The organism is Rhodopirellula sp. SH410 (genome assembly GCF_055811895.1).
In genome coordinates this window covers 2572799-2592669 of record NZ_CM147949.1, presented here as the reverse complement: position 1 = coordinate 2592669, position 19871 = coordinate 2572799, and the positions used below count along the sequence as shown (strand labels likewise).

The window sequence follows — 19871 nt, the reverse complement described above, 5'->3', positions numbered from 1 at the left end:
ATGATCAGTATCGCCTGTCCCAACTGCCAAAAACGCTACCGCTTGGACGACAAATTCGCTGGCAAACGCGCCAAGTGCAAGGAGTGTGGCCACATCATGGCGGTCCCCTCACCATCGCCAAGCGAGGACGCATCCCTGCCGCGGGCGAGCGCGCGACAACCTGCTGCCCCCGGTGCAGCGATCCAACCACCGCCCACGCCACGGCCGCAGCCTGTTGCAAAACCAGCTCCAACGGGCGCGGCTCGAGTCGCTGCCACCGGTTTGCCACCGGTCCGGCCACCGGCCGCGTTTTCAGGGGGTCCTGTCGAAAAATCTGCGGGTGGCCGCGGTCGGGGTGAGGCATCTCAAACCTTGCGGGGGACCACCAGTCACATGCAATACGAAATCAGCCAACGGCCTGATTTCTCCATCGTCAGTGTGCAAATACCGCAAGGACGCAAAGTGTTCGCCGAACCATCTGCGATGGTTTCGATGACGCCTTCCATGCACTTGGAAGCCGGTTTCAAAGGCGGAATGGGCAAAACACTCGGCCGCCTGCTCGGTGGCGAAAGCTTGATCATCAACACATTCACAGCCCAGCAGGGGCCCGGTGAGGTACTGTTCGCGGGCGGTGCAGCAGGCGACGTGGCCTACCATCGCCTCGAAGGCAATACCCTGTACCTGCAACGCGGCGCCTACATGCTCAACAGTGAAGGTGTCGAAGTTTCTGGAAAGTGGCAGGGAGCGAAAGGTTTTTTCAGCGGTGAGGGACTCGTGCTACTCAAAGCGACCGGCACCGGTGATATTTTCTTCAATTCCTACGGAGCCATCATCCCGATCGACGTCACGGAGGGCTTCATCGTGGACACGGGGTACATCGTCGCCTTCGAAGAATCGCTGCAGTACCGCGTCACCGTGCTGCCGGGCCTGCGGACGGCTGGCAAAATCAAATCGTTCTTCTTCGGCGGCGAGGGACTCGTGTGCCAGTTCTCAGGCACGGGCCGGGTCTGGGTCCAAACACGCCAAGTCAAATCGTTCCTCTCATGGGCTCACAGCTTCCGCCCGACCAAGAGCAATTGAGTTTCCGCTCGCGCGACGATGAGGTTCCACGCCCCTTCACCAGCAATCCAGACTCATGAAAACACTCACCATTGCCATGCACGGTGTGACCGGGCGTATGGGCACGAATCAACATTACATTCGCTCGATTCTGGCCATCATGCGGCAAGATGGTGTGATGATGGCCGACGGACAGACCGTCCGCATCAAACCAATTCTGCTCGGGCGAAACGAGTCGCGTCTGCGTCAATTAGCCGAAACCATCGGCCAGCAAGAGATCGGGGAGTCGGTACCCTGGTCGACGGATGTGGATTCCGTCATTTCCGATCAGGCAACGGATATCGTTTTCGATAGTTCGAGTACCCAAATGCGGGCTTCCATCATTCGCAAAGCGATTGCGAATCAAAAAGCCATCTATTGCGAAAAACCGATTGCGATCGATGCCAAAGAGGCCTTCCAACTCGCCGATGAGTGCGAAGCGGCCGGCGTTAAAAATGGCGTGGTGCAAGATAAACTCTGGTTGCCGGGGATTCGCAAACTACGAATGCTTCGCGATCAAGGATTCTTCGGCGACATCCTGAGTGTGCGAGGCGATTTCGGATACTGGGTTTTCACCGGAGACGAGCCCAATCAACCACCCCAGCGCCCGTCGTGGAACTACCGCAGCGAAGACGGCGGAGGGATGATGATTGATATGTTCTGCCATTGGCAATACCTGATTAACGATCTCTTCGGCCCCGTGAGGCGAGTACTCGCGCATGCGACCACGGATCTCCCCACGCGTATCGATGAGTCCGGCAAGCCTTACCCGTGCACGGCAGACGATTCAGCATATGCGTTGTTCTTGCTCGAAAATGGAGTCACGTGCCAATTCAACAGCTCATGGGCAACACGGGTCCGACGCGATGATTTATTAACAGTGCAAGTCGACGGCACCACAGGATCTGCGGTTGCAGGACTGCGTGAATGTTGGATTCAAAGCCTGGCGGCGACGCCCCGCCCGGTTTGGAACCCCGATATCCCACAACCCATCAATTTCTACGAGAGTTGGCAACAACTGCCTGACTCGACACACTACGACAATGCGTTCAAAATCCAGTGGGAGCTGTTCCTGCGACACGTGGTGGCGGGTGATGCATTCCCGTGGACACTGCGCAGCGGAGCGGCCGGCGTGGCCCTGGCCAATGCAGGCGAAGCCTCCTCGCGTGAACAGAAGTGGATCACCGTCGAAAACTAACCCAACGCGATGACAGATACAAAACCACTGAGCCGTTTAGCCGTGCATACCCAGACAACGAAACCGTTGTCGCTTGCCGCTGCGGCTGCGGCGTATGCCGAGCGTGGCATCGCTGGAATCAGTGTCTGGGTGGAGGCGCTCGAGGGTCTCACCACAGCTCAGGCGAAACGAATCATTGACGACGCCGGTCTGAAGGTTCCCGCTCTCGTTCGGGGCGGATTTTTCTGCGCTACCGATCGCCCCGAACGACAAAGTCGAATCGACAACAATCGCCGCTTGATCGAGACCGCCGCTGCCCTCGATGCCGAAATGTTAGTGCTCGTCGTCGGCGCGCAACCAGGCGAATCACTCGCTCGCCAACGCGACTGGGTTGCCGACGGAATCGAAGCTTTGCTCGCCGACGCACAAAACGCCAACGTGAAACTTGCCATCGAGCCGCTGCACCCGATGTACGCTGCCGACAAAAGCTGCATCAATCGCATCGCCGAAGCGCGAGTGATTTGCGAGTCGCTGAATCATCCGCTCGTTGGTGTGGCAGTCGACGTCTACCACGTCTGGTGGGATCCTGACTTGAGTCGCGAGATTCAACTGCTCGGTCGCGCGAACCGGATCTTCGGATTTCATTTATGTGATTGGCGAGTTCCCACGCGAGATCTGCTAACCGACCGTGCGCTCATGGGCGATGGATGCATCGATCTCAAAGGCCTCCGGAACGAAGTCGAGGCGGCCGGTTTCCACGGCTGGAACGAAGTCGAAATTTTCTCCGCTGAACACTGGGCCGAGGACCAGTGCGTTTTTCTCGATCGAATCGTGGAGCGATACGAACACGAAATCCGCTCCGACGCGGCGGGGCCTATTGTTTGACAGCGTCACCGTTGGCGAGATGGGCGATCTCGGGTGCCTTCGTTTTCAGCTCCTGAAGAATCAAATCCGCGATCGCCGCCGCACCCTGAGGACTGAAGTGAGTGGTGTCGGTTTCGCTAAAGTTATACGCGGCAGTCGCCTCGGGGCCGATCCGGTTGTGATGCTCGACACTGATCGCGTTGAGATCAATGAAGATGACCTTTTGTGCCTGCGCCACCTCCTGCGCAGCCTTTGCGTAGGCGCCAAGATTGGCTTTCAGGCCGCTTTCTCGTGGTTCAATTTTTCCGTCCCGACCAAAATTGCGGCGGGTCACCGAACTCAGAACGATCGCCTTGGCACCGGCGTCCTTCACCCTCTCGACATACGATGTCAGTCGATCGCGATAGACGTCTGGCCCGTATCTCTTTTGGTCGTTGTGCCCAAATTGTATCAACACATAGTCCGGTTCTTGTTTCAACAAGTCGTCCAATTTGTTGGATAACGATTGCAGCGTCGCACCGTTCTTGGCCGCGTTGACAACCAGTGCTTTCTCACGGAGCCGATCTGCCAATGCGGGCCCCCAACCGTACGTCGTCGCGACGGTCGAGTCGCCAATCAGTCCAATGGTAAGTTCCTCCGCGTGCGTCTTTGCGCTCATCAACGCGAAAAGGGTCGTAATCAATAGCGAGAGTCTGATGGATGTGTGCTTCAGCATGATGCGGCGTGATGTTGGAGAAGAAGTCGAAGCGGTCTGCGATGCGTTGCTGGCGCAGGTAGTTACCCTGTTTCGAGCATCATAGTCGGTTCGGAGCGGGCCGTGGAACACACGGCGGAGCGTGTGATGCCGCATGTTAGCGCATGATCTCCCCGGGCGTGCTTACCGAATGCCTTGCCGGCATTCGGCTCACGGTTGCCAGACAAAATCAACAGGCCGCTAGCGGGTTGCCTGCTAGATAGTGTCCCGTCAAGGCAATCGCCATGGCGTCGGCAACGTCATTGGGTTCGGGTACCGATTCGAGACCGAGCTGTAATTTGACGGCGAGCTGCATCTGCGTCTTCGAGGCGCGACCATTACCGGTCATGACTTTCTTCACGCGGGTCGGTTCGTAGTGACAGGTTGCCAGATCCGCTTCGCCCGCCGCGAGGCAGATCACACCGCGGGCGTGTCCCATTAAGATTGCCGTGCGGGGACGCTCATAGTGCGAGAACAATTGCTCGAGCGCCATGGCGTCAATCGGATGCGCCGCGATGACTTCACGGACCCCGTCACTGAGCTCCTTCAAACGCATCGGTAGCGTGTCGCGGGCGCGGCTGCGGACAACGCCCGCCTCGACGAGCCGCAAGCTGCCACCGTCGCGACAGATCACGGCGTACCCTGTCGTATTGAGCCCGGGATCGATCCCCAAAATACATTGATACGCACCAGGGCGATCCGTTACGAGCTGCGTTCCCACGACGTTCCCTCTTTCTTGTCCAAAAGTGCCACGCCCAGCGCGGTCAAGCGATCACGGATGGCATCGCCGGTGGCGTAATCTTTTCGCTCGCGGGCTTCCTTGCGTAGCTCAATCAGCAAGCGTACGACGCCGTCGAGCAATTCCGTCGCCGAGTCATCACCACCTGCGGCGATCGGCGGGCGTACGAACAATCCGAGCACGCGAGATAATTCAGCAATCACGGTGGTGGCACGCACGAGCCGGATGACAGCGGGTGACCCCGCGTCACTGCTGGCGGCGAGTTTCTCAGAATCGATGTAGCGGTTAAGTGTTCGCAAGGAGTCAAACAGAACACTGATGGCCAGGCCCGTATTGAAGTCATCATCCATCGCGGCAAGAAATTTGTTGCGGATCGCGTGAATCTCGCGTAGCAATTCGTCTTCACCGGGATCGAATTCGCCTTGAGTACGCAGCTTCGGTGCATCGAGCTCGTAAAACGATTGACCCGAGATCTCGGCAAAACGATCAAAGAAACGGTAGAACGCTTCCAGCGAAGTACCAGCTTCGGCCAGCGTTTCTTCGTTGTAGATGATCGTACTACGGTAGTGGGTTCGCAGCAGAAAGAATCGAATCCGCTCGCCGGTCTGGGTGCGAATCAGTTCGGCCAATCCGCCGGCACCCTTGCTGCGGCTGATTTTCCCCGAAGCGGCATCCTCGACGGACTCGGTGGCTTCGGCTGCGGCGTTTTCACGATCTCCCTTGCCGCCGATTTTTCCTTTTTCTCCCGCCCGCATCAATCCATTGTGCATCCAGTATTTGACCATCGGCGCATCGTGGCGGCAGGTGCTCTGAGCCCGTTCGTTTTCGTGGTGCGGGAACATCAGGTCCAGGCCACCGCCGTGGATGTCAAACGTTTCACCCAGAATCTCGTGGCTCATCGCCGAGCATTCGATGTGCCAGCCCGGTCGTCCGTCGCCCCATGGGCTCTCCCAACTCGGCTCGCCCGGACGAGCGGATTTCCACAAGGCAAAGTCGCCGGGATTGCGTTTTTTGGCCGCCGCGCCACCGCCCTCACCCTGCTGGGCGTCCACACTACGGTTGGACAATTGGCCATACCCAGCGTCTTTGGTGACATCGAAAAATACGTCGCCATCGACCGCGTATGCGAATCCCTTCTCTTCGAGCGAACCGATGAACGCAATGATCTGGTCCATGTGGTCGGTCGCCCGAGGCAGATGGTTGATCTGGTTGACGCCGAGCTCTTTTAGGTTGGCGAGATAGTCCGCCGTCATTTCGACGGCGATTTGGCTCATCGGGATCCCGCGTTCCTGGCTCTTCTTGATCAGTTTGTCGTCCACATCGGTGATGTTGACGACAAACGTGACTTCGTAGCCGCAATAAGTAAGAAACCGCTTGATCGTGTCAAAAATGACCGGGCCGACCATGTGGCCGATATGGGATTCGGCATAGACGGTCGGACCGCACAAATACATGCCCACACGCGGCGGACGCAGCGGCGAAAACGGCTCTTTCGTCTTGCTGAGGGTATTGTAGACCCGGATCGAAGGGCGAGAATCGCAAGCAGTTTCCGCTGAGGCGGGCGAGGTGGCGGTCGAACTCATCATTTCACGAAAGAAAATGGAAGGGACGGGTGTCAGTAGGTTGTCAGGGGTGTCGGCGAAAACACCTGGGTGCTTCCATCGGGGAGTATAGGGGAGAGTGCCGCCGCGGGGCGAGTCCATCTTGGAACCACATGCCGTTTCGTTGCCGCGCCCCCCCGACGGCGCCCTGCAACCACCTGCGGCTTCGGTCCCCGTGGGCGAGGAACATGGCGGGGGCCGATCGCCCCTCCCCCGAATCCGCGCCGGACGCTCCCATCCAGCCCCTCACAACAAATGCTTGGCTTTGACCTCGAGATATTGGTTGACCAGCGGGGCGGTCAACTCGTCGGGGAAGGCATCGACAACGAGTACGCCGCGATGTCGCAGCCCCGTCAAAACCTCCTCACGCCAAACCAAAATGTCCGCCGCCGCTGCGGCGCGGTACATCGTGAATTCGTCGATCGATTCGTCCTCCGGCGGCGGACTCTCACCCGCAGGCGTCGCGGCCATCGCGGCCGTCGCGGCTTGATGAGGTGCGTCAGCGGCTTCGAACATCTCGCGGTCGCGTAGCAATACGCCCAGCGGTAAGTGGGTCCCTGTCAGATTGGAAAGGTAGTCGACGACCACCTCCGCATTGACTTCGTCGACCACGTTGGTGATCAGTGTAACGAGCGAGCGGCGTGGGCAGCGCGAACTCAAGTGCAAAAACGCGAGGTCATACCGCGACTCAACCATCCGTGGGAACTGATCAAACCCTGCTTGCAACAGACGGTTCATCTGACTGGCGCCACCGCGGGGTGGGATGTACGCATGGATCCGGTCACTGAAACAAATCATCCCCACCGCATCGCCCTGTTGCAGCGCCACATATGCCATCATGAGCGCGGCATTGAGGGCGTGATCGAGTAACGAGTACCCATCGCGATGATTGGTCATCATGCGTCCGCAGTCGAGCATGAAGATCAGCCGTTGGCTTTGATCACTCTGGAATTGCCGCACGGTAAGTTTGTTTCGCCGCGCGGTGCTCCGCCAATCGATGTGCCGGTAGTTGTCGTCACGCGTGTAGTCGCGGAGCCGCTCGAAATCACTGTCTTGGCCAATCCGCCGCGTTCGCCGCACACCAATCAGACTGAGCCGGTTGGTGCGGGCGAGCAAAGCATAGTCGGCAAGCTGTTTCATGTCCGGGTAAATGTTCACCCGGTCAGGGACCGCGAGCGTCACCTGCCGCTGCCAAAGCCGCAGCGGACTGTTGATCTTCAGATAGCATTTCTCCAGTTCAAACGCCCCACGCCGATGAGCGGTCAGTCGGCCCACCGCCTTCGTTTCGATACCAGGCGGTAAATCCAGGCGATGCACCGCAGGTTCAGCCGTGAAATGCTCGGGAAGATCGTCACAAAACTCGCCGACCAAACGCATCGAGGTGCGATTGCGAATGCACAGCGTGCTGTCCATGGGAACGTGTAGCGAACCGGCTCGCTCGATTTCGCGACTGACCTCAATGCCTGTACAGGAGCCCCCACCGCTACCCCGCCAAAGCAAGATAAAATCAATCGCCGTCACGATGAAAATCAATCCATCGACCAAGGCCACCACCACCATCCAATCGGCCGAGAACACGACCAACACACTGCACACGATCGGGACGGCGAGCAGGCCAGCCCACAACCGCGTCGGAAAAATCCGAGTACCAATCGCAGCGATCACCAGCGGCACGCTCAACATCACCAACAGCAACCATGGCAATTGGCTCAGCCACTGAAAATCCTCCTTCACACCGGTCGTGAGTCTCAATTCGGCGAGGGGGAGAAGCATGGGACAGCGGAAGTGAGGGAGAGGACGGTTGAGTTGATCGCCAACGGAGCTTTTGATCTCGCGGCGTCGGGCGATCCGTGCGGTTGCCACGACTTTTATTCCGGGGGCGGCGACACGCTACATTTGACCCGCTGGCCGGATCCCTGGTCCCGGGCGACCGGTGATCCGGTCACCCAGATCGGCGCGAGCTGCCTCGGCCTGCTTTTGTAACATCGCGACCACGTCGGGGTATTCGTCGATCACATTCGTTGTCTCGCAGACGTCGTTCTCGAGATCAAATAGAGCGAGACCGATCTTCCCGGTTTCATAGTGGGTGGGAATGCCGCCGGTGCCGCCCGGCCGACCCGCAAGCGTGCGATAGGAATGGGGGAAATGCAGTTTCCAACGAGCATTGCGAATCGCTTGCAGCTCCCCCCCGCCATAGTAGCAGTAGAACGATTCATGCGGGGACTTCGCCCCGGGCTGGCCGAACATCAGCGGACGAATGTCCTTGCCGTCGATGCGATGAGCGGGCAATTCGGCACCGATCAATGCGGCCACTGTCGGCAGGATATCGATGGTCGAAGCAAGTTGATCGCAGGTCGTCCCCGCAGGAATCTTTCCGGTCCACTGCATCAATGTCGGTTCACGGTACCCCCCTTCGAACATCGTGCCTTTCCCTTCACGCAGCTTGGTCGTGCCGACATGATCTCCATAGGACAGCCACGGGCCATTATCGGAAGTAAAGATTACCAAGGTATTGGAATCCAAGCCCTCGTCTCTCAGTGCCGCATTGATTTGTCCCACCGACCAATCCACTTCCATCACCACATCACCGAAGATGCCGCGAGAACTCTTGCCCTTGAATTTGTCGGAGACGTACAAGGGAACGTGCACCATGCTGTGCGGCACATACAGGAAGAACGGGTTCTCTTTGTTGCGATGGATGAAGTCGACCGCATGTTCGGTGTACTCGGTCGTCAGCTGGGTCTGGTCCTCGGGGGTCACCTTGGGATTGATGACTTCGTTGCCTTCCATCAAAGGCAAATCCGGCCACCGTTTGAGTCGCTCGGCCATCGGCAGATGCAGCACGTTGGGGTGGTACGGCCACATATCGTTGCTGTACGGAAGCCCGAAATACTCATCGAAGCCATGCTGCAGGGGCAGAAATTTCCGATGGTGCCCCAAATGCCATTTGCCAAAGATCGCCGTCGCATAATTCTTTTGTTTGCACACCTCTGCCAACGTGACTTCGTTGGCATCGATGCCGATGCGAGACTGAGGTCCCAACGCCCCCGAAATTCCGACGCGGCGGTGATAACACCCCGTCATCAAGGCAGCGCGTGACGCCGAACAAACCGCAGATGAAACGACGAAGTCGGTGAAGCGGCGACCATTCTTTGCCATCGCGTCGAGATGGGGCGTTTCGATCCCCTGCACGCCAAAGGGTCCGATATCTTCGTAGCCCATGTCATCCATAAAAATGACAACCACGTTGGGCGGCCGGTCGCTGGCGGTGGCGTTCGATACTGTCCATGCAGTGAGGCACAGCAAGATAGCCCAATAACGCATCAATTCGTTCCAGATAGGTAAGCTCAGTGGTGAAGTCGATTTCTCGATCACCTATCTTACACTGCTCTGGCGTGGCACGTTGATGCATTCAACGCGGCCGGAAAGCGTTCCAACCAATACGAGATCGTGGCCTGCTCGGAGAGCGAAAAGACATGGTCACTCGGCTCGCCCCACCACCACGAAGAGGGTCTGGTAAAGCGTTTGCCTCGATCAACCGCTCGGCCGCTAGCGGGCTGTTGAGTTCGTCCTACCCGCGTTTTTTCCGCGAGAGGGTCACCCGACGGGCGAAGCCGCCGGGTGACCCGATGCTGTGGTCGGCTGCAACACCTCAACGCACAGGCGGGGCTGGTTCCTCTGCGTGGGCACCGCTGCGGCGTGTGATTCGCTGTGTCTTGGGAGCCAGGTAGTGGGTCGCCTCTTCGGCAACCAGCACGGTATCTCCGCTGCGAACCTCAGTCCGGAACCGGTGATGGCCACCCGTTTCGGCACGAGCGACGATCGTCATGCGGACTTCCTGACCACCCTCGATCAATGCGATGGGCTCGACGAGGACCTGACCGGTGACGACCTTGCCTGCGTGGCCAGTGATCTGCTTGGGTTCGATCCCGTTGCTGAACTGGGCGATGGCCTGGACATCGACAGCCGGTTTGCTGCCGCGGTTGCGGATCACGATTTCATAAGTCACGTCTTCACCGACGGGTGCCGGTGCCGACGGATCGACGATCGACAGCACGAGGTCGGCGATCGCTTCGACACTCGTGCCGAGGCTGACGCTGGTTTGACCCGCGGCGCTGCCCTTGCAGTCAAATGCAAATTGATGGGATCCCGTCGAATCCATGCTGCACTGGAATTGGTACTTGCGAACCGCACCAGGGGTCAGCGAAGCGATCTTCCAACGCAATTGGTTGTCGATCATCGTGGCTCCCTCCAGGCCACCGAGATAGGTGATACCGACGGGCAGCTGCAGGGTCGCGACAACGTTCTCGCTGGCGGCGGACCCCTGGTTGGTCAGTTCCAATTGGTAGACGGCCTCGGTGTCTTGGTATTTCACCTCGGGACCTGTCAACACAGCTTCGAGATCGGCGGCGAGAACCCGGACGGTCTTGCCGGCTTCCGCTTTGAGTTCGAAATCGCCAATGGCAAGTCCGTGGATTTTCAATTCACCCAGGTCCTGAGCGGTCAATTCCACTTCGAACTGAGCCTCTTTTCCGGCCGGAATATCCCCAATCCGCTGGCTCTGCGGCGAGCTGGAGTCCGGGCTCAGCGTGAAGACGACCGCGGGAGCAACTCCATCGCCCGAGTTCAACACACGGATTTGATAGGTCTTCGATTCACCAAAGATGACTTCATCGGGGCCATCAATCGTCAATGCGAGTTGAGGCTCCTGGACGGTGACCTGAACGACTCGCTTTTGCGGAGCCAGAGTCCAGTCGACATCGAGATCATGAGTCCCCGAGCGAGCCGCTTTCAGACGAACGCTCATCGTTTCACTCTGCCCGGCATCGAGCCGTTCGATCCGCCAGTTCAGATTGCGAACTTGATCTTCGGTCGTGGCGGCAACGTCACCTCGCGAGGCTTGTTGGCTGACGACGTCCGCCCAGTCAGGAATGTGAGCGCGAACGACCAAGCCTTCGGCGTCGATCGAACCGCGGTTCTCGACACGAATTTCATAGGTATGGGTTTGTCGAATCGATACTTGACGTGGGCCTGCCGTGACGACTCGGATCCCCGGCAATTCAGTCGCGGAGGTATTCGAGTTCGCGGCGACGTTGTGAGCAGGTGTGGGGACGCTCGAACCATGCGGCATGGTGGACGGCGCCGTGGTTCGCATCGTGTTGGGATGCGCCGCGGCAGTGGCCGGTGCCTCGGCATGATCGTTGGTGTCCGAAACCTCAGCTTCGTCGGCGAACGGAACCTCACCCATTTCGTTGTGACCGAATCCGGTGCTGTGATAGTTGGGCTGCGTCGTGCCGGCGGCAGTTTGGGCGCGTGGTCCAAATGCGTCGCCCTGAACAACGAACTGCGGGGCCGGCTGAACACTCGCGCCGCTGTGCGGGTTACTAGGTTCATCGACAGGCAATCGATCGCTGATCGGATGCAGGGCAACCCCCACGTCACCTGTAGCGGCCAACGATCCGGCCGTCGCTTCGTCGCTTCCGTTCGGGCCCACGGTGGTCATGCGGCTGACACTTGAATCGGCCGCCCCGGGTGCTGCATGGGCCAGCGTCGGTGTACCGAGCGTGGCAGTTGGGTTGGCCGAGGCAACCGCCTCTGGCAGGTCTCGCGTCTGTGCCTTCGACGATGCTGGGTTGGACTCGGCAACCTGTGGCGGTGCGGTCGGTGCGGCTGCGAGCGACTGATCTTCGTCGCTCGCGTCGCTGATCGGCGTCGGGGATGCCAGCGATGCTGACGGAATTTCTCGCCGTGCCACATGTGGTGCAGCAGCGTTGGGCGTCTCAAGTTTCCGCGGTGATTCTTCCGCCATCGCGACGTCACGGCGCGAGGACCTCGATTCGTTGGCGGCGACGGCTTCCTCAGCCGGTGCGTCTTCCTGTTTCGCAATGACCGCCGGGGTTGCACTGCGGATCAGCTTGCGGCTGACCTTGGGCACCAACTCCACGGGTTTGACATCCACGGCGACGGAGGCCGTATTCGGTTTGGCTACCAATGCGGGCGATGTGCTTTCAAGACTCGCGGTGACCGATTTGGGCTGCAGAGTCGGCGGTCGACGACTGCTCTGGGTGACCGACAGTGGTTCGGGACGTCCACTGCTGCTGATGTGCGCGGTCGCCCCCGATTCAACTTTCGTCGTTATTCGGCGAGGTGTCGAGGTGGCAACCGAGGGTGGCGTCGGGACCGCCGATCGCGTCGGGACCGCCGATCGCGTGGTGGTCGCCGCGCTCGACATCGGGCGTGGAGCTTGAGCGGACTGCGCCCGACGATTGCTGGCGCCGGGATCACGAATCGGTGCCTGCGGTGTCGACGCGGTGTGGCTCTCGTTGGGGTTATGGAACGGAATCCCGTTCCAATTCACCTCGCGATCGCTCGGTACGGGCGTGGCTTTGCGATAGGGTTCATCGCTGTGACCATCGTCATCCGAGCCGCGGCTAAACAAACCGCTAAAGATGCCACCGGAACGTCCGCTGCCCGCGACCTGCCGAATTTCCTGGGAATGATCGTGAGACTGGGCAGCGACCGGTTGGCTGCTGAACAGACCTAAAGAACTCGAAACGACGGTGGCAGCCAACAAATTGGCGAAGCGGCTGGATCGGCGCTGCGAATTCAATTGAGGAAACGGAAAATTGCGGGTCATTGGATTCTCGCCTCGAGACACGAAAGGATGGTTCCATCGTGGTATCGGTCAGACGACTCGCCCATTCTGAATGAATTTTGCCGCTTGTATCGATTTCTCCGGAAAACCTGGTTGTGACAGCTTCTCAAAGTGACGATAAATGCTTCCGTTGAGCCGCCACTCCCCCTCACCTCACCTCACCTCTCTCCACTCGCTGTAAACATATGTCCCGACGCGAAAAAATCGAAGCGATGCTCCTGGACGACCCCAACGACACGTTCTTGCGATACTCATTAGCGATGGAGCATCGCAGTGAGGGCAACCATGCCGAGAGTTTGGAACGCTTGGGAGAGCTGACTCGGGACGCAACGCCCTACGTCCCCGCATTTTTCATGGCGGCTCAGCAGTTAGTCGATCTGGACCGAATCAACGAGTCTCGCACATTGCTGCGGGACGGGATCGAGGAGGCGCGTCGGCAAGGCGATTCGCATGCTGCCGCGGAAATGAGTGAACTACTCGCGTCTCTGGGCAGTCGTGGTGAGTCCGCAACCGCCGACTCGAGCGACGACGACGATCTTTGAATGCCATTTCAACACGCCATCATTCGACCACGGCAGTCGTATTGCGATTGGTGGATTTCAGCGAGACGAGTCTCGTTGTGACGCTGCTGACACGCGATCTGGGGCGAATTTCGGCACTCGCCAAAGGAGCCCGCCGGCTCAAGGGTCCCTTCGAAGGCTCTCTCGACCTACTCTCGGTGTGCCGGGTGACGCTGATTGCGAAACCGGGCGACACGCTTGATCTGTTGACGGAATCAAAACTTCGACGACGCTTTCGTGGTGGCGAACGATCGCTCAGTCGCACCTACGCAGGCTACTACCTTGCCGAGACGCTGCGATGGTGGCTCGACGATGCCGAGCGCCACGAAGCTGTTTTTGACTTGACGCTCTCAGCGCTCGCTCTGATTGATGGCAACGGCCCCGTCGCTGAAACCTTGCTGGCGTTCGATTGCCAGTGCCTGCGGTTACTGGGGCATGCCCCCACAACAGCGGTTTGCTGTGTCTGCGGCCTGAAACTGAGTGAAGCGTCCGGGTCGGCTGAGACACGTCATGTCGCGTTCTCCATCGAAGGCGGCGGGGTGGTGTGCACGAACTGTCGACCTCGCCAAGCGTCGCTCGTGCTATTGAGCAAACCAGCGGTAGGAACGCTCGCCGAACTACTTCAAACGCCGGCCAATATCGCTGACTCCGAACTAAAAATTGGGATCGGCGAAAGAGAACACGTTTTTCCGCTCAGTTCGCTGTTGCCACGAGTGTCCGAAACTTCGTATCCCGAACTGCGTGGTTTAATCAGTCGATATATGCAGGCGTTGTTGGGCCGGTCACTTCGGATGCAACCCTACCTGCCCACGACGATTCGCTAACGGGGCCGCTCAGGCACCACAGCGATCCGATAATCATGATGGAATATTGATGCCCGATCAGAAGCACCTCCGCATTTCGAAACCATCGCGAGTCCTAGCTTGGCGTCACCGCCACGGATTTCGGTGCAGGCCTGCACCCTACCCATATAGCCGGACACCGCCACGGTCCCCACTCATCGCGGTTCTAGTCGTGGTGGTGAGTGTCGGTTGCGCCCCGCTGTCACTGTACGCTCAAGAAATCAGCGACCCGCAAGAAACAAACGACTCGTTTTGGGAATCATCGAAGAAGCGGGCCGATCGTATGGCCCGTTTCCTCACCGGTCGAGAGCAGCCCGATCCGGTCCGAGCGCGCGAGTTCTATCAGACAGCGGACACGATTTTTCGTGCTGCTGCCCTGGAGGCAAGCTCGATCGCCCGTGATGGCGAAAATGAGGGAGATGAAAAAGCGGAGTTTGCCAAAGCCGCCAAATCTTTCGAACGAGCTGCAGAAGCCGAACCCGATTCGGCACTCGCCCAAGATGCGCTGTTCATGCAAGCCGAAAGCCTATTTTTCGCTGACCAATTGCCCGACGCGACGGATGTCTATCAAAAGCTCCAAAAAGACTTCCCGCGGAACCGACACAGCGATCGCGTGGCCTCACGCCTCTTTGAAATTACGCAGTACTGGATCGATACCGACAAGGCGCATCCCCGCAGCTGGTGGTCGATCAATCTATTCGACCCCACCCGTCCGCGCCTGGACACCGAGGGGCATGCGATCCGAGTGCTCGACCAAATTCGCTATGACGACCCGACCGGGCGACTCGCGGATGACGCCACCATGGCCGCCGCAGCCGAGTACATCCGACAGGGTGACTACGAGATGGCGGACGAATTCCTAAACGACCTGCGGGACACGTTTCCTGACAGCGACCATTTCTTTGTCGCTCACCTGTTGGGTATTCGCGCGAAACTCGAAATTTACGGTGGACCTCACTACAGCGGATTGGTCCTCGAAGAAGCCGAGAAACTCATCACCCAGACTCGCCAACGGTTCCCTGAGAAGATGCAGGACGAAGAGATCTCCGAGATGATCGCGCGAGCCTCCGCGGAAGTTGCCTACCGTCGTGCCGAACACTTGTTCGAACGTGCCCGATACCGCGAAAAACGCGGGGAGAACCGGGCTGCGTCGAAGTACTTCCAAAACATCCTTGACGACTATCCGAGCACGCCGCTGGCCGATCAAGCTCGCGAGCATCTCGAACGCATCGCCGACCTGCCACCGCTGCCGCCCGAACGGCTGACCTGGCTCAAAGCGGTTTTTCCAGACAGCGAGCGATCGCCACCGTTGATCACGAAATTCCAATCCCAGCAGGGCGACAATAAAGAGACGATGCTCCGGTGAAAATCATGGCTGTCCCTCCACCGATCTGGGCAGGTTTGCTAATGCTGCTCGCCCTTTGCCCCCTGACGGGCTGCGCGCCTTACCGTTTTGGGGATGCAGCCTTGTTTCCGCCAGGAATTCGCACGGTCCACGTTCCGGTCGTTCGTGACGCCACGGTACGACATAACCTGGGCCTGCAACTGACCGAAGCATTGATTCGCGAAATCGAACTGCGGACACCCTATAAAGTCACAGCGGACCCGTCGGCTGACACCACGCTGAAGTGCGAGATCATCAGTGAGGCGAAAACGGTGCTCAGCGAGACGCACGAGGATTATCCGCGTGCGCTCGATGGCGGCGTCCAAGTCCGCGCCTCGTGGACCAATCGGCAGGGACAATTGCTATTCAATAACTCCATCGTGCCCACCGATGACCTAGCGATTCTGTTCACTCAGAATGAACGTTTTGTCCCCGAAGCCGGTCAATCTGTTGACACGGCGATGCAACAGGCGATCGAGGACCTCGCCGCCCGGATTGTCGGTCAAATGGAAGTCCGCTGGTAAGCACCCCGACGAGCGGGCCTAAATCGGAAGGGCCCAAAATTGGAAGGGCTTCGACCGGAAGAGCCGCAGCCCCTGCCCACCGTTTTGCACGTTTCATGGCCGCGGTGAGTACCGTCCGCTCACCTTGCAAACGGTTTCCGTGGACGCCGTTGGGTTCGTAAACCCAACGGCCAACCGCTCAGCCAGCCAAGTCGCTGAGGATCGTCTCGCGACGATCAGTCCATCCCGGGAACCCACAGCTTGCTCGGAGCAGCCGCTGGCTGGGATTCTCCGCCAGCGGGCGCGGCCGGAGGAGCACTTCCGCCACCTGGTGTCCACAACCCACCGCCATCGCCCTGCGGTGATGCCCCGCGTGGAGCTTGAGCCGGCGAACCGTCTGGGCGGATCAAGCCGAACTGCATCAAGAGTTGCTGCAGGCGCCCCATCACCTCGGGGTCCTGCCCATGCTCCCGAGCAATGGTCTGAACACATTCCTGAAACTTCTCACTATCCCCAGCCCGCAGCCGAAGCGGCACTTCGGCCAGCAACAACGAAGCGGTCGAGATTGACTGCGTCTTCGCGTATGCCTTGGCGGCCTCCAAGTTTTCGATTGCCTCCTTGGAATTCGTGGCTGATTGCATCAGGAACGAATACGCTACCAATTTGGCACCCGCGATCTCTCCCTGTTCTGACAAGTCGATCTCGAGCAACCGACGCGAGGCGCGACGTCCAATCTTGGCCGCCGAGACCTGCTGCGCACGCTGGATCAAGTAGATCAGGTTTTCAGTGTCCACGCCCGACGGATCAATCCGATTCAAATCGTAAGCGGGAATATTTTCGACGTCGTCCCCGCTGGGCTGAAGGCACTCGGGGGCGGGGCGATTACCAATCTCACACAGCCGCTCGATCAGATTTTCGTCACGCGAGATCAAGGCGTCTTCGCCTTCGATGTAGCGGATCAACGCCGCCCGCTGCAACCACTTCGAATCGTCATCTGCCGAATCCTTGAGCGACTGATCACCCAGCAGCGGGATGGCTGTCTCGGAAAGTTTTGCTACCGCACGGGCCTGGAACAGCTCCTGCTGCAATCGGTCAAATGCCTCAGCATCCGTAATCGTCAGTCCTCCCGGTTGGATCATGGCCTCATAATGCAGCGGCAAGGTGCCCTCACGCTCCGATTCGAAATGCAGTCCCGGCAGGGCGAGCCCGAGCTGTTCACGAGCGATTTGTTCAAATCGAGCGGACACACCAACAACCACGACACGCGCCGCACGATCCGTCTCACGACCATACAGCGTCACCAGGCCGATGGATTCAGGAACGTCGTTCAGATCGCTAGGAATGCCAGCGGCGGCCGGTGGGGGATCGCGATCGAGTAACTGGAACGCCCCCCGTGGCCCGATTTCACTGTCACCCTTGAGCTGCTGTAGGAACTCGGCCGGTAAATCTGCAAATCTCGCATGGGACGACAATGCCATGGTCGCTTCATCAAGCGATTCGATGTCGGCTTTGAGCGAGCGTTTCTCAACCGAGACGGGTTCAGAATCGGGACCCACGACGAACGATGTGGCGAGGTAGCGAGCACGCTCATCGGCCGACAGTGTTTCACACTGCGACAGTTTCTCCAGTAAAGCAATCTGCTGCTCGTAATCGCCTCGCCAGAGTGCACAGGTCAGCAACCCCGACAGCACCGCGGGCTGCGAAGGAGCGACCCGCTGCAGCGACTCGAGTTTGTTCTGCGCAAGGGCAATCTTGTTGTTCGCCAAGAGCAACTTGGCCTCGTCGAAACGCTCCGCCCAATCGACATCGTCGGGTCGTGGGAGCGGCTCGGGCATGACCTTCGCCAACAGATTGACCGCCGGGTCGCGATTGATTTGCTCCAACACATTGGCGGCGATTTTTGACCCCTCGTAACCCACCGACACAAACGCCAAGGTCGCGTAAATTCGGGCCGTCAGCAAAATCCCGTTGCCCGCCAATCCGTACGCCAACAAGGAAGCGACGTCGAGCACGTACGAATCCACATTTTGCCCACTCTCGGTCAGCGCTTCGAGCATCAACTCGGTCGCTTTGCCGAGATCCTGGGAAAACATCGCCGCCGCGGCGCTCTGCGTCAGAGCGAGCGGGTTGGCGGGCTGTAGCCGCAAAAAACGCTCGGCATTCTCCGTCAGCCCACTGTATTCGCGCAGATCCATCAGCAAGCGCCCACGGACCGCAAGCGCCCAAGCCGCATCAGGGTGTTGCTCGAGAATCGAAGCCAATCGATCCAGGGCTGGCACGAGTTGACCGCCCTCGATCATGGTCAAAACCCGATCGAGTTCATGCACGGAATCCTTGCATTTGCAGAATTTGATTTTTTTACCGCTGCCGCAGGGGCAGATGGCATAGGTGTCGATCGACATAAGGTCACTTTGGGAAGAAACGTGAAATCGGTTGCCGTGGCAACTTACCACGATGTTGCCGGCCTCCCAAGCCACGGTCAGTTTGGGCAACGGCAATTTAGTGAGCAGGCAGGCAGCCCCGAACATCTCGCCGCGGAAACCGGCCCGTCGCGGGCAAGGTGGGCATTGTGCCCGTGGCCAACCCACGCGGGCGATCTTCGGCCTGCCCCCCTCCGAAAATACCCCGTTTCGATTCCATCGGCGGCCGCTCCTGGGCCGACGATTGGAAACTCGGATGACAACCCCAGATGCTCCTCAGTGGCCGCATTCTGCGGGGCATGAATGGAAGACCAACGGTTCACTCTACCCGCTTTTTGCTGGATATCTGGGTGCGGATGATTATTTGGGTTAGGACGCGACCACACGAAATCCTAGATTCGCACACCTATTTTCGCGAAACTAGTGAGGTGTGAGCAGGGCGAATTGTCTACGCGACTGCGGAGAAACTCACCGGATCGTACCGGTCCAGTCGTCTGGTTCACGTTAACGGATCGACAATCCTCATTCAACGGAAGAATAAGATGCTGGTACAGCTTCATCAAAACTCATTCTCAAAATGTCTTGCTGCTCTCGGCGGACTACTTCTGAGTGTCTCTGCGATGTCAAATTTTGGGCATGCGCAACAACCACTCTTTTTTGGTGCCTCGAAATGTGATTCCAGTTGCGATGCTGATGGACGGGACTACTGTGACTGTGACTACGACTGGTCCGGTGCCTACGTGGGTCTGCAAGGAGGGTGGTCGTTCTTCGACCCGAACTCCGATGCGATAAACCACATTCAAAAGGATTCCGACGGATTTTCGGGCGGTGTTCACGGTGGGATCAATCGTCAGAAAGGAAAAGCCGTCTATGGGATCGAGATGGACTACACCTTGACTGATCTCGATGCCACATCGCCTTGCTTTAATCCCGCATTTGTCTGCGGAGCCTCATCTGACTGGAATGCTTCGGTTCGCGGACGATTTGGCTTCGCATTTGACCGAGTATTGCTCTTTGGTACCGCTGGATTTGCGTTCGCCGACTACGATGGATTCACTCGAGTCGTCGCGTCGGGCCTCAATTTCGGCGACGAAAAAACACTGACGGGTGGAACGTTCGGTGGAGGTGTTGAGTACGCTGTTTCCCAGCGTTGGCGTCTCAGAAGCGAATACCGATACAGCAACTTCGGGGAAGAAAAGCTGAGTTATGACCGCACATACACAGTCAACCCGGACTTGCATGCGGTAATTTTCGGAGCCAGCCTCGCGTTTTAACCATCTTTTTCGCGTGAGCGTCAAAAAGATCGAAGTCCTTCG

At 58.6% G+C, this 19871-nt stretch carries 15 protein-coding genes; 8 read left to right on the top strand and 7 right to left on the bottom strand.

All coding sequences use genetic code 11. The features are described 5' to 3' along the window. From SH410x_RS09570 to SH410x_RS09560, 3 genes are read left to right on the top strand one after another with little or no spacing between them, the layout of a single operon-like run. On the top strand, positions 1–1059 hold the full coding sequence (locus SH410x_RS09570; protein WP_473676279.1) for a TIGR00266 family protein: 1059 nt from the start codon (positions 1–3) through the stop codon (positions 1057–1059). Between the two features lie 55 nt (positions 1060–1114). Then, positions 1115–2275 carry a Gfo/Idh/MocA family protein gene (locus SH410x_RS09565; RefSeq protein WP_473676278.1) on the top strand — a complete coding sequence of 387 codons (1161 nt, stop codon included), beginning with the start codon at positions 1115–1117 and terminating at the stop codon, positions 2273–2275. A gap of 9 nt (positions 2276–2284) precedes the next feature. Further along, the gene (locus SH410x_RS09560; RefSeq protein ID WP_473676277.1) at positions 2285–3139 is read left to right on the top strand and encodes a sugar phosphate isomerase/epimerase family protein; all 855 of its coding nucleotides are present in this window, start codon (positions 2285–2287) and stop codon (positions 3137–3139) included. On the opposite strand, the gene SH410x_RS09555 is transcribed toward SH410x_RS09560, so the two are convergent. The 6 genes from SH410x_RS09555 to SH410x_RS09530 form a co-directional block, all read right to left on the bottom strand. Next, positions 3129–3800 (bottom strand): rhamnogalacturonan acetylesterase, encoded by a 672-nt coding sequence (locus SH410x_RS09555; protein ID WP_473676276.1) that lies wholly within the window; start codon positions 3798–3800, stop codon positions 3129–3131. The two genes, SH410x_RS09560 and SH410x_RS09555, sit on opposite strands and share 11 nt — an antisense overlap. 241 nt (positions 3801–4041) lie before the next feature. After that, positions 4042–4572, bottom strand: coding sequence for a crossover junction endodeoxyribonuclease RuvC (ruvC, locus tag SH410x_RS09550; RefSeq protein ID WP_473676275.1), 531 nt, complete (start codon positions 4570–4572; stop codon positions 4042–4044). After that, positions 4554–6173 (bottom strand): cysteine--tRNA ligase, encoded by a 1620-nt coding sequence (gene cysS / locus SH410x_RS09545; protein ID WP_473677282.1) that lies wholly within the window; start codon positions 6171–6173, stop codon positions 4554–4556. The genes ruvC and cysS overlap by 19 nt, the downstream gene beginning before the upstream one ends. Positions 6174–6437: 264 nt before the next feature. Next, positions 6438–7964: a DUF58 domain-containing protein gene (locus tag SH410x_RS09540; RefSeq protein WP_473676274.1), complete on the bottom strand. Its 1527-nt coding sequence runs from the start codon at positions 7962–7964 to the stop codon at positions 6438–6440. Positions 7965–8081: 117 nt separating this feature from the next. Next, entirely contained in the window at positions 8082–9515 is a 1434-nt protein-coding gene (locus tag SH410x_RS09535; protein ID WP_473676273.1) for a sulfatase family protein, read from the bottom strand. Between the two features lie 328 nt (positions 9516–9843). After that, complete coding sequence (locus SH410x_RS09530; RefSeq protein ID WP_473676272.1) at positions 9844–12828, bottom strand: COG1361 family protein; 2985 nt, start codon at positions 12826–12828, stop codon at positions 9844–9846. A gap of 203 nt (positions 12829–13031) precedes the next feature. Here SH410x_RS09530 and SH410x_RS09525 point away from each other — a divergent pair, with 203 nt between their 5' ends. The 4 genes from SH410x_RS09525 (at position 13032) to lptE (ending at position 16156) form a co-directional block, all read left to right on the top strand. After that, positions 13032–13388 (top strand): hypothetical protein, encoded by a 357-nt coding sequence (locus SH410x_RS09525; protein ID WP_473676271.1) that lies wholly within the window; start codon positions 13032–13034, stop codon positions 13386–13388. Further along, on the top strand, positions 13385–14230 hold the full coding sequence (gene recO, locus SH410x_RS09520; RefSeq protein ID WP_473676270.1) for a DNA repair protein RecO: 846 nt from the start codon (positions 13385–13387) through the stop codon (positions 14228–14230). Before SH410x_RS09525 ends, recO begins: the two co-directional genes overlap by 4 nt. 301 nt (positions 14231–14531) lie before the next feature. Beyond that, a complete protein-coding gene (locus SH410x_RS09515) occupies positions 14532–15614 on the top strand; it encodes a tetratricopeptide repeat protein (protein WP_473676269.1) in 1083 nt (360 codons plus the stop codon). Between the two features lie 5 nt (positions 15615–15619). Then, complete coding sequence (lptE, locus tag SH410x_RS09510; RefSeq protein ID WP_473676268.1) at positions 15620–16156, top strand: LPS assembly lipoprotein LptE; 537 nt, start codon at positions 15620–15622, stop codon at positions 16154–16156. A 215-nt stretch (positions 16157–16371) separates the two neighbouring features. On the opposite strand, the gene SH410x_RS09505 is transcribed toward lptE, so the two are convergent. Beyond that, positions 16372–18537, bottom strand: a complete 2166-nt coding sequence (locus tag SH410x_RS09505; RefSeq protein ID WP_473676267.1) for a tetratricopeptide repeat protein — start codon at positions 18535–18537, stop codon at positions 16372–16374. A gap of 638 nt (positions 18538–19175) precedes the next feature. Between SH410x_RS09505 and SH410x_RS09500 the strand changes: the two genes are divergently transcribed. Next, on the top strand, positions 19176–19829 hold the full coding sequence (locus tag SH410x_RS09500) for an outer membrane protein (protein ID WP_473676266.1): 654 nt from the start codon (positions 19176–19178) through the stop codon (positions 19827–19829). Positions 19830–19871 lie beyond the last annotated feature (42 nt).

Bases quoted from the DNA above. Each gene is read 5' to 3' on its own strand.
- SH410x_RS09570 (WP_473676279.1), top strand. From the start codon at position 1: ATGATCAGTATCGCCTGTCCCAACTGCCAAAAACGCTACCGCTTGGAC.
- SH410x_RS09565 (WP_473676278.1), top strand. From the start codon at position 1,115: ATGAAAACACTCACCATTGCCATGCACGGTGTGACCGGGCGTATGGGC.
- SH410x_RS09560 (WP_473676277.1), top strand. From the start codon at position 2,285: ATGACAGATACAAAACCACTGAGCCGTTTAGCCGTGCATACCCAGACA.
- cysS (WP_473677282.1), bottom strand. From the start codon at position 6,173: ATGAGTTCGACCGCCACCTCGCCCGCCTCAGCGGAAACTGCTTGCGAT.
- SH410x_RS09540 (WP_473676274.1), bottom strand. From the start codon at position 7,964: ATGCTTCTCCCCCTCGCCGAATTGAGACTCACGACCGGTGTGAAGGAG.
- SH410x_RS09535 (WP_473676273.1), bottom strand. From the start codon at position 9,515: ATGCGTTATTGGGCTATCTTGCTGTGCCTCACTGCATGGACAGTATCG.
- SH410x_RS09530 (WP_473676272.1), bottom strand. From the start codon at position 12,828: ATGACCCGCAATTTTCCGTTTCCTCAATTGAATTCGCAGCGCCGATCC.
- SH410x_RS09525 (WP_473676271.1), top strand. From the start codon at position 13,032: ATGTCCCGACGCGAAAAAATCGAAGCGATGCTCCTGGACGACCCCAAC.
- SH410x_RS09515 (WP_473676269.1), top strand. From the start codon at position 14,532: ATGGCCCGTTTCCTCACCGGTCGAGAGCAGCCCGATCCGGTCCGAGCG.
- lptE (WP_473676268.1), top strand. From the start codon at position 15,620: ATGGCTGTCCCTCCACCGATCTGGGCAGGTTTGCTAATGCTGCTCGCC.
- SH410x_RS09505 (WP_473676267.1), bottom strand. From the start codon at position 18,537: ATGTCGATCGACACCTATGCCATCTGCCCCTGCGGCAGCGGTAAAAAA.
- SH410x_RS09500 (WP_473676266.1), top strand. From the start codon at position 19,176: ATGTCAAATTTTGGGCATGCGCAACAACCACTCTTTTTTGGTGCCTCG.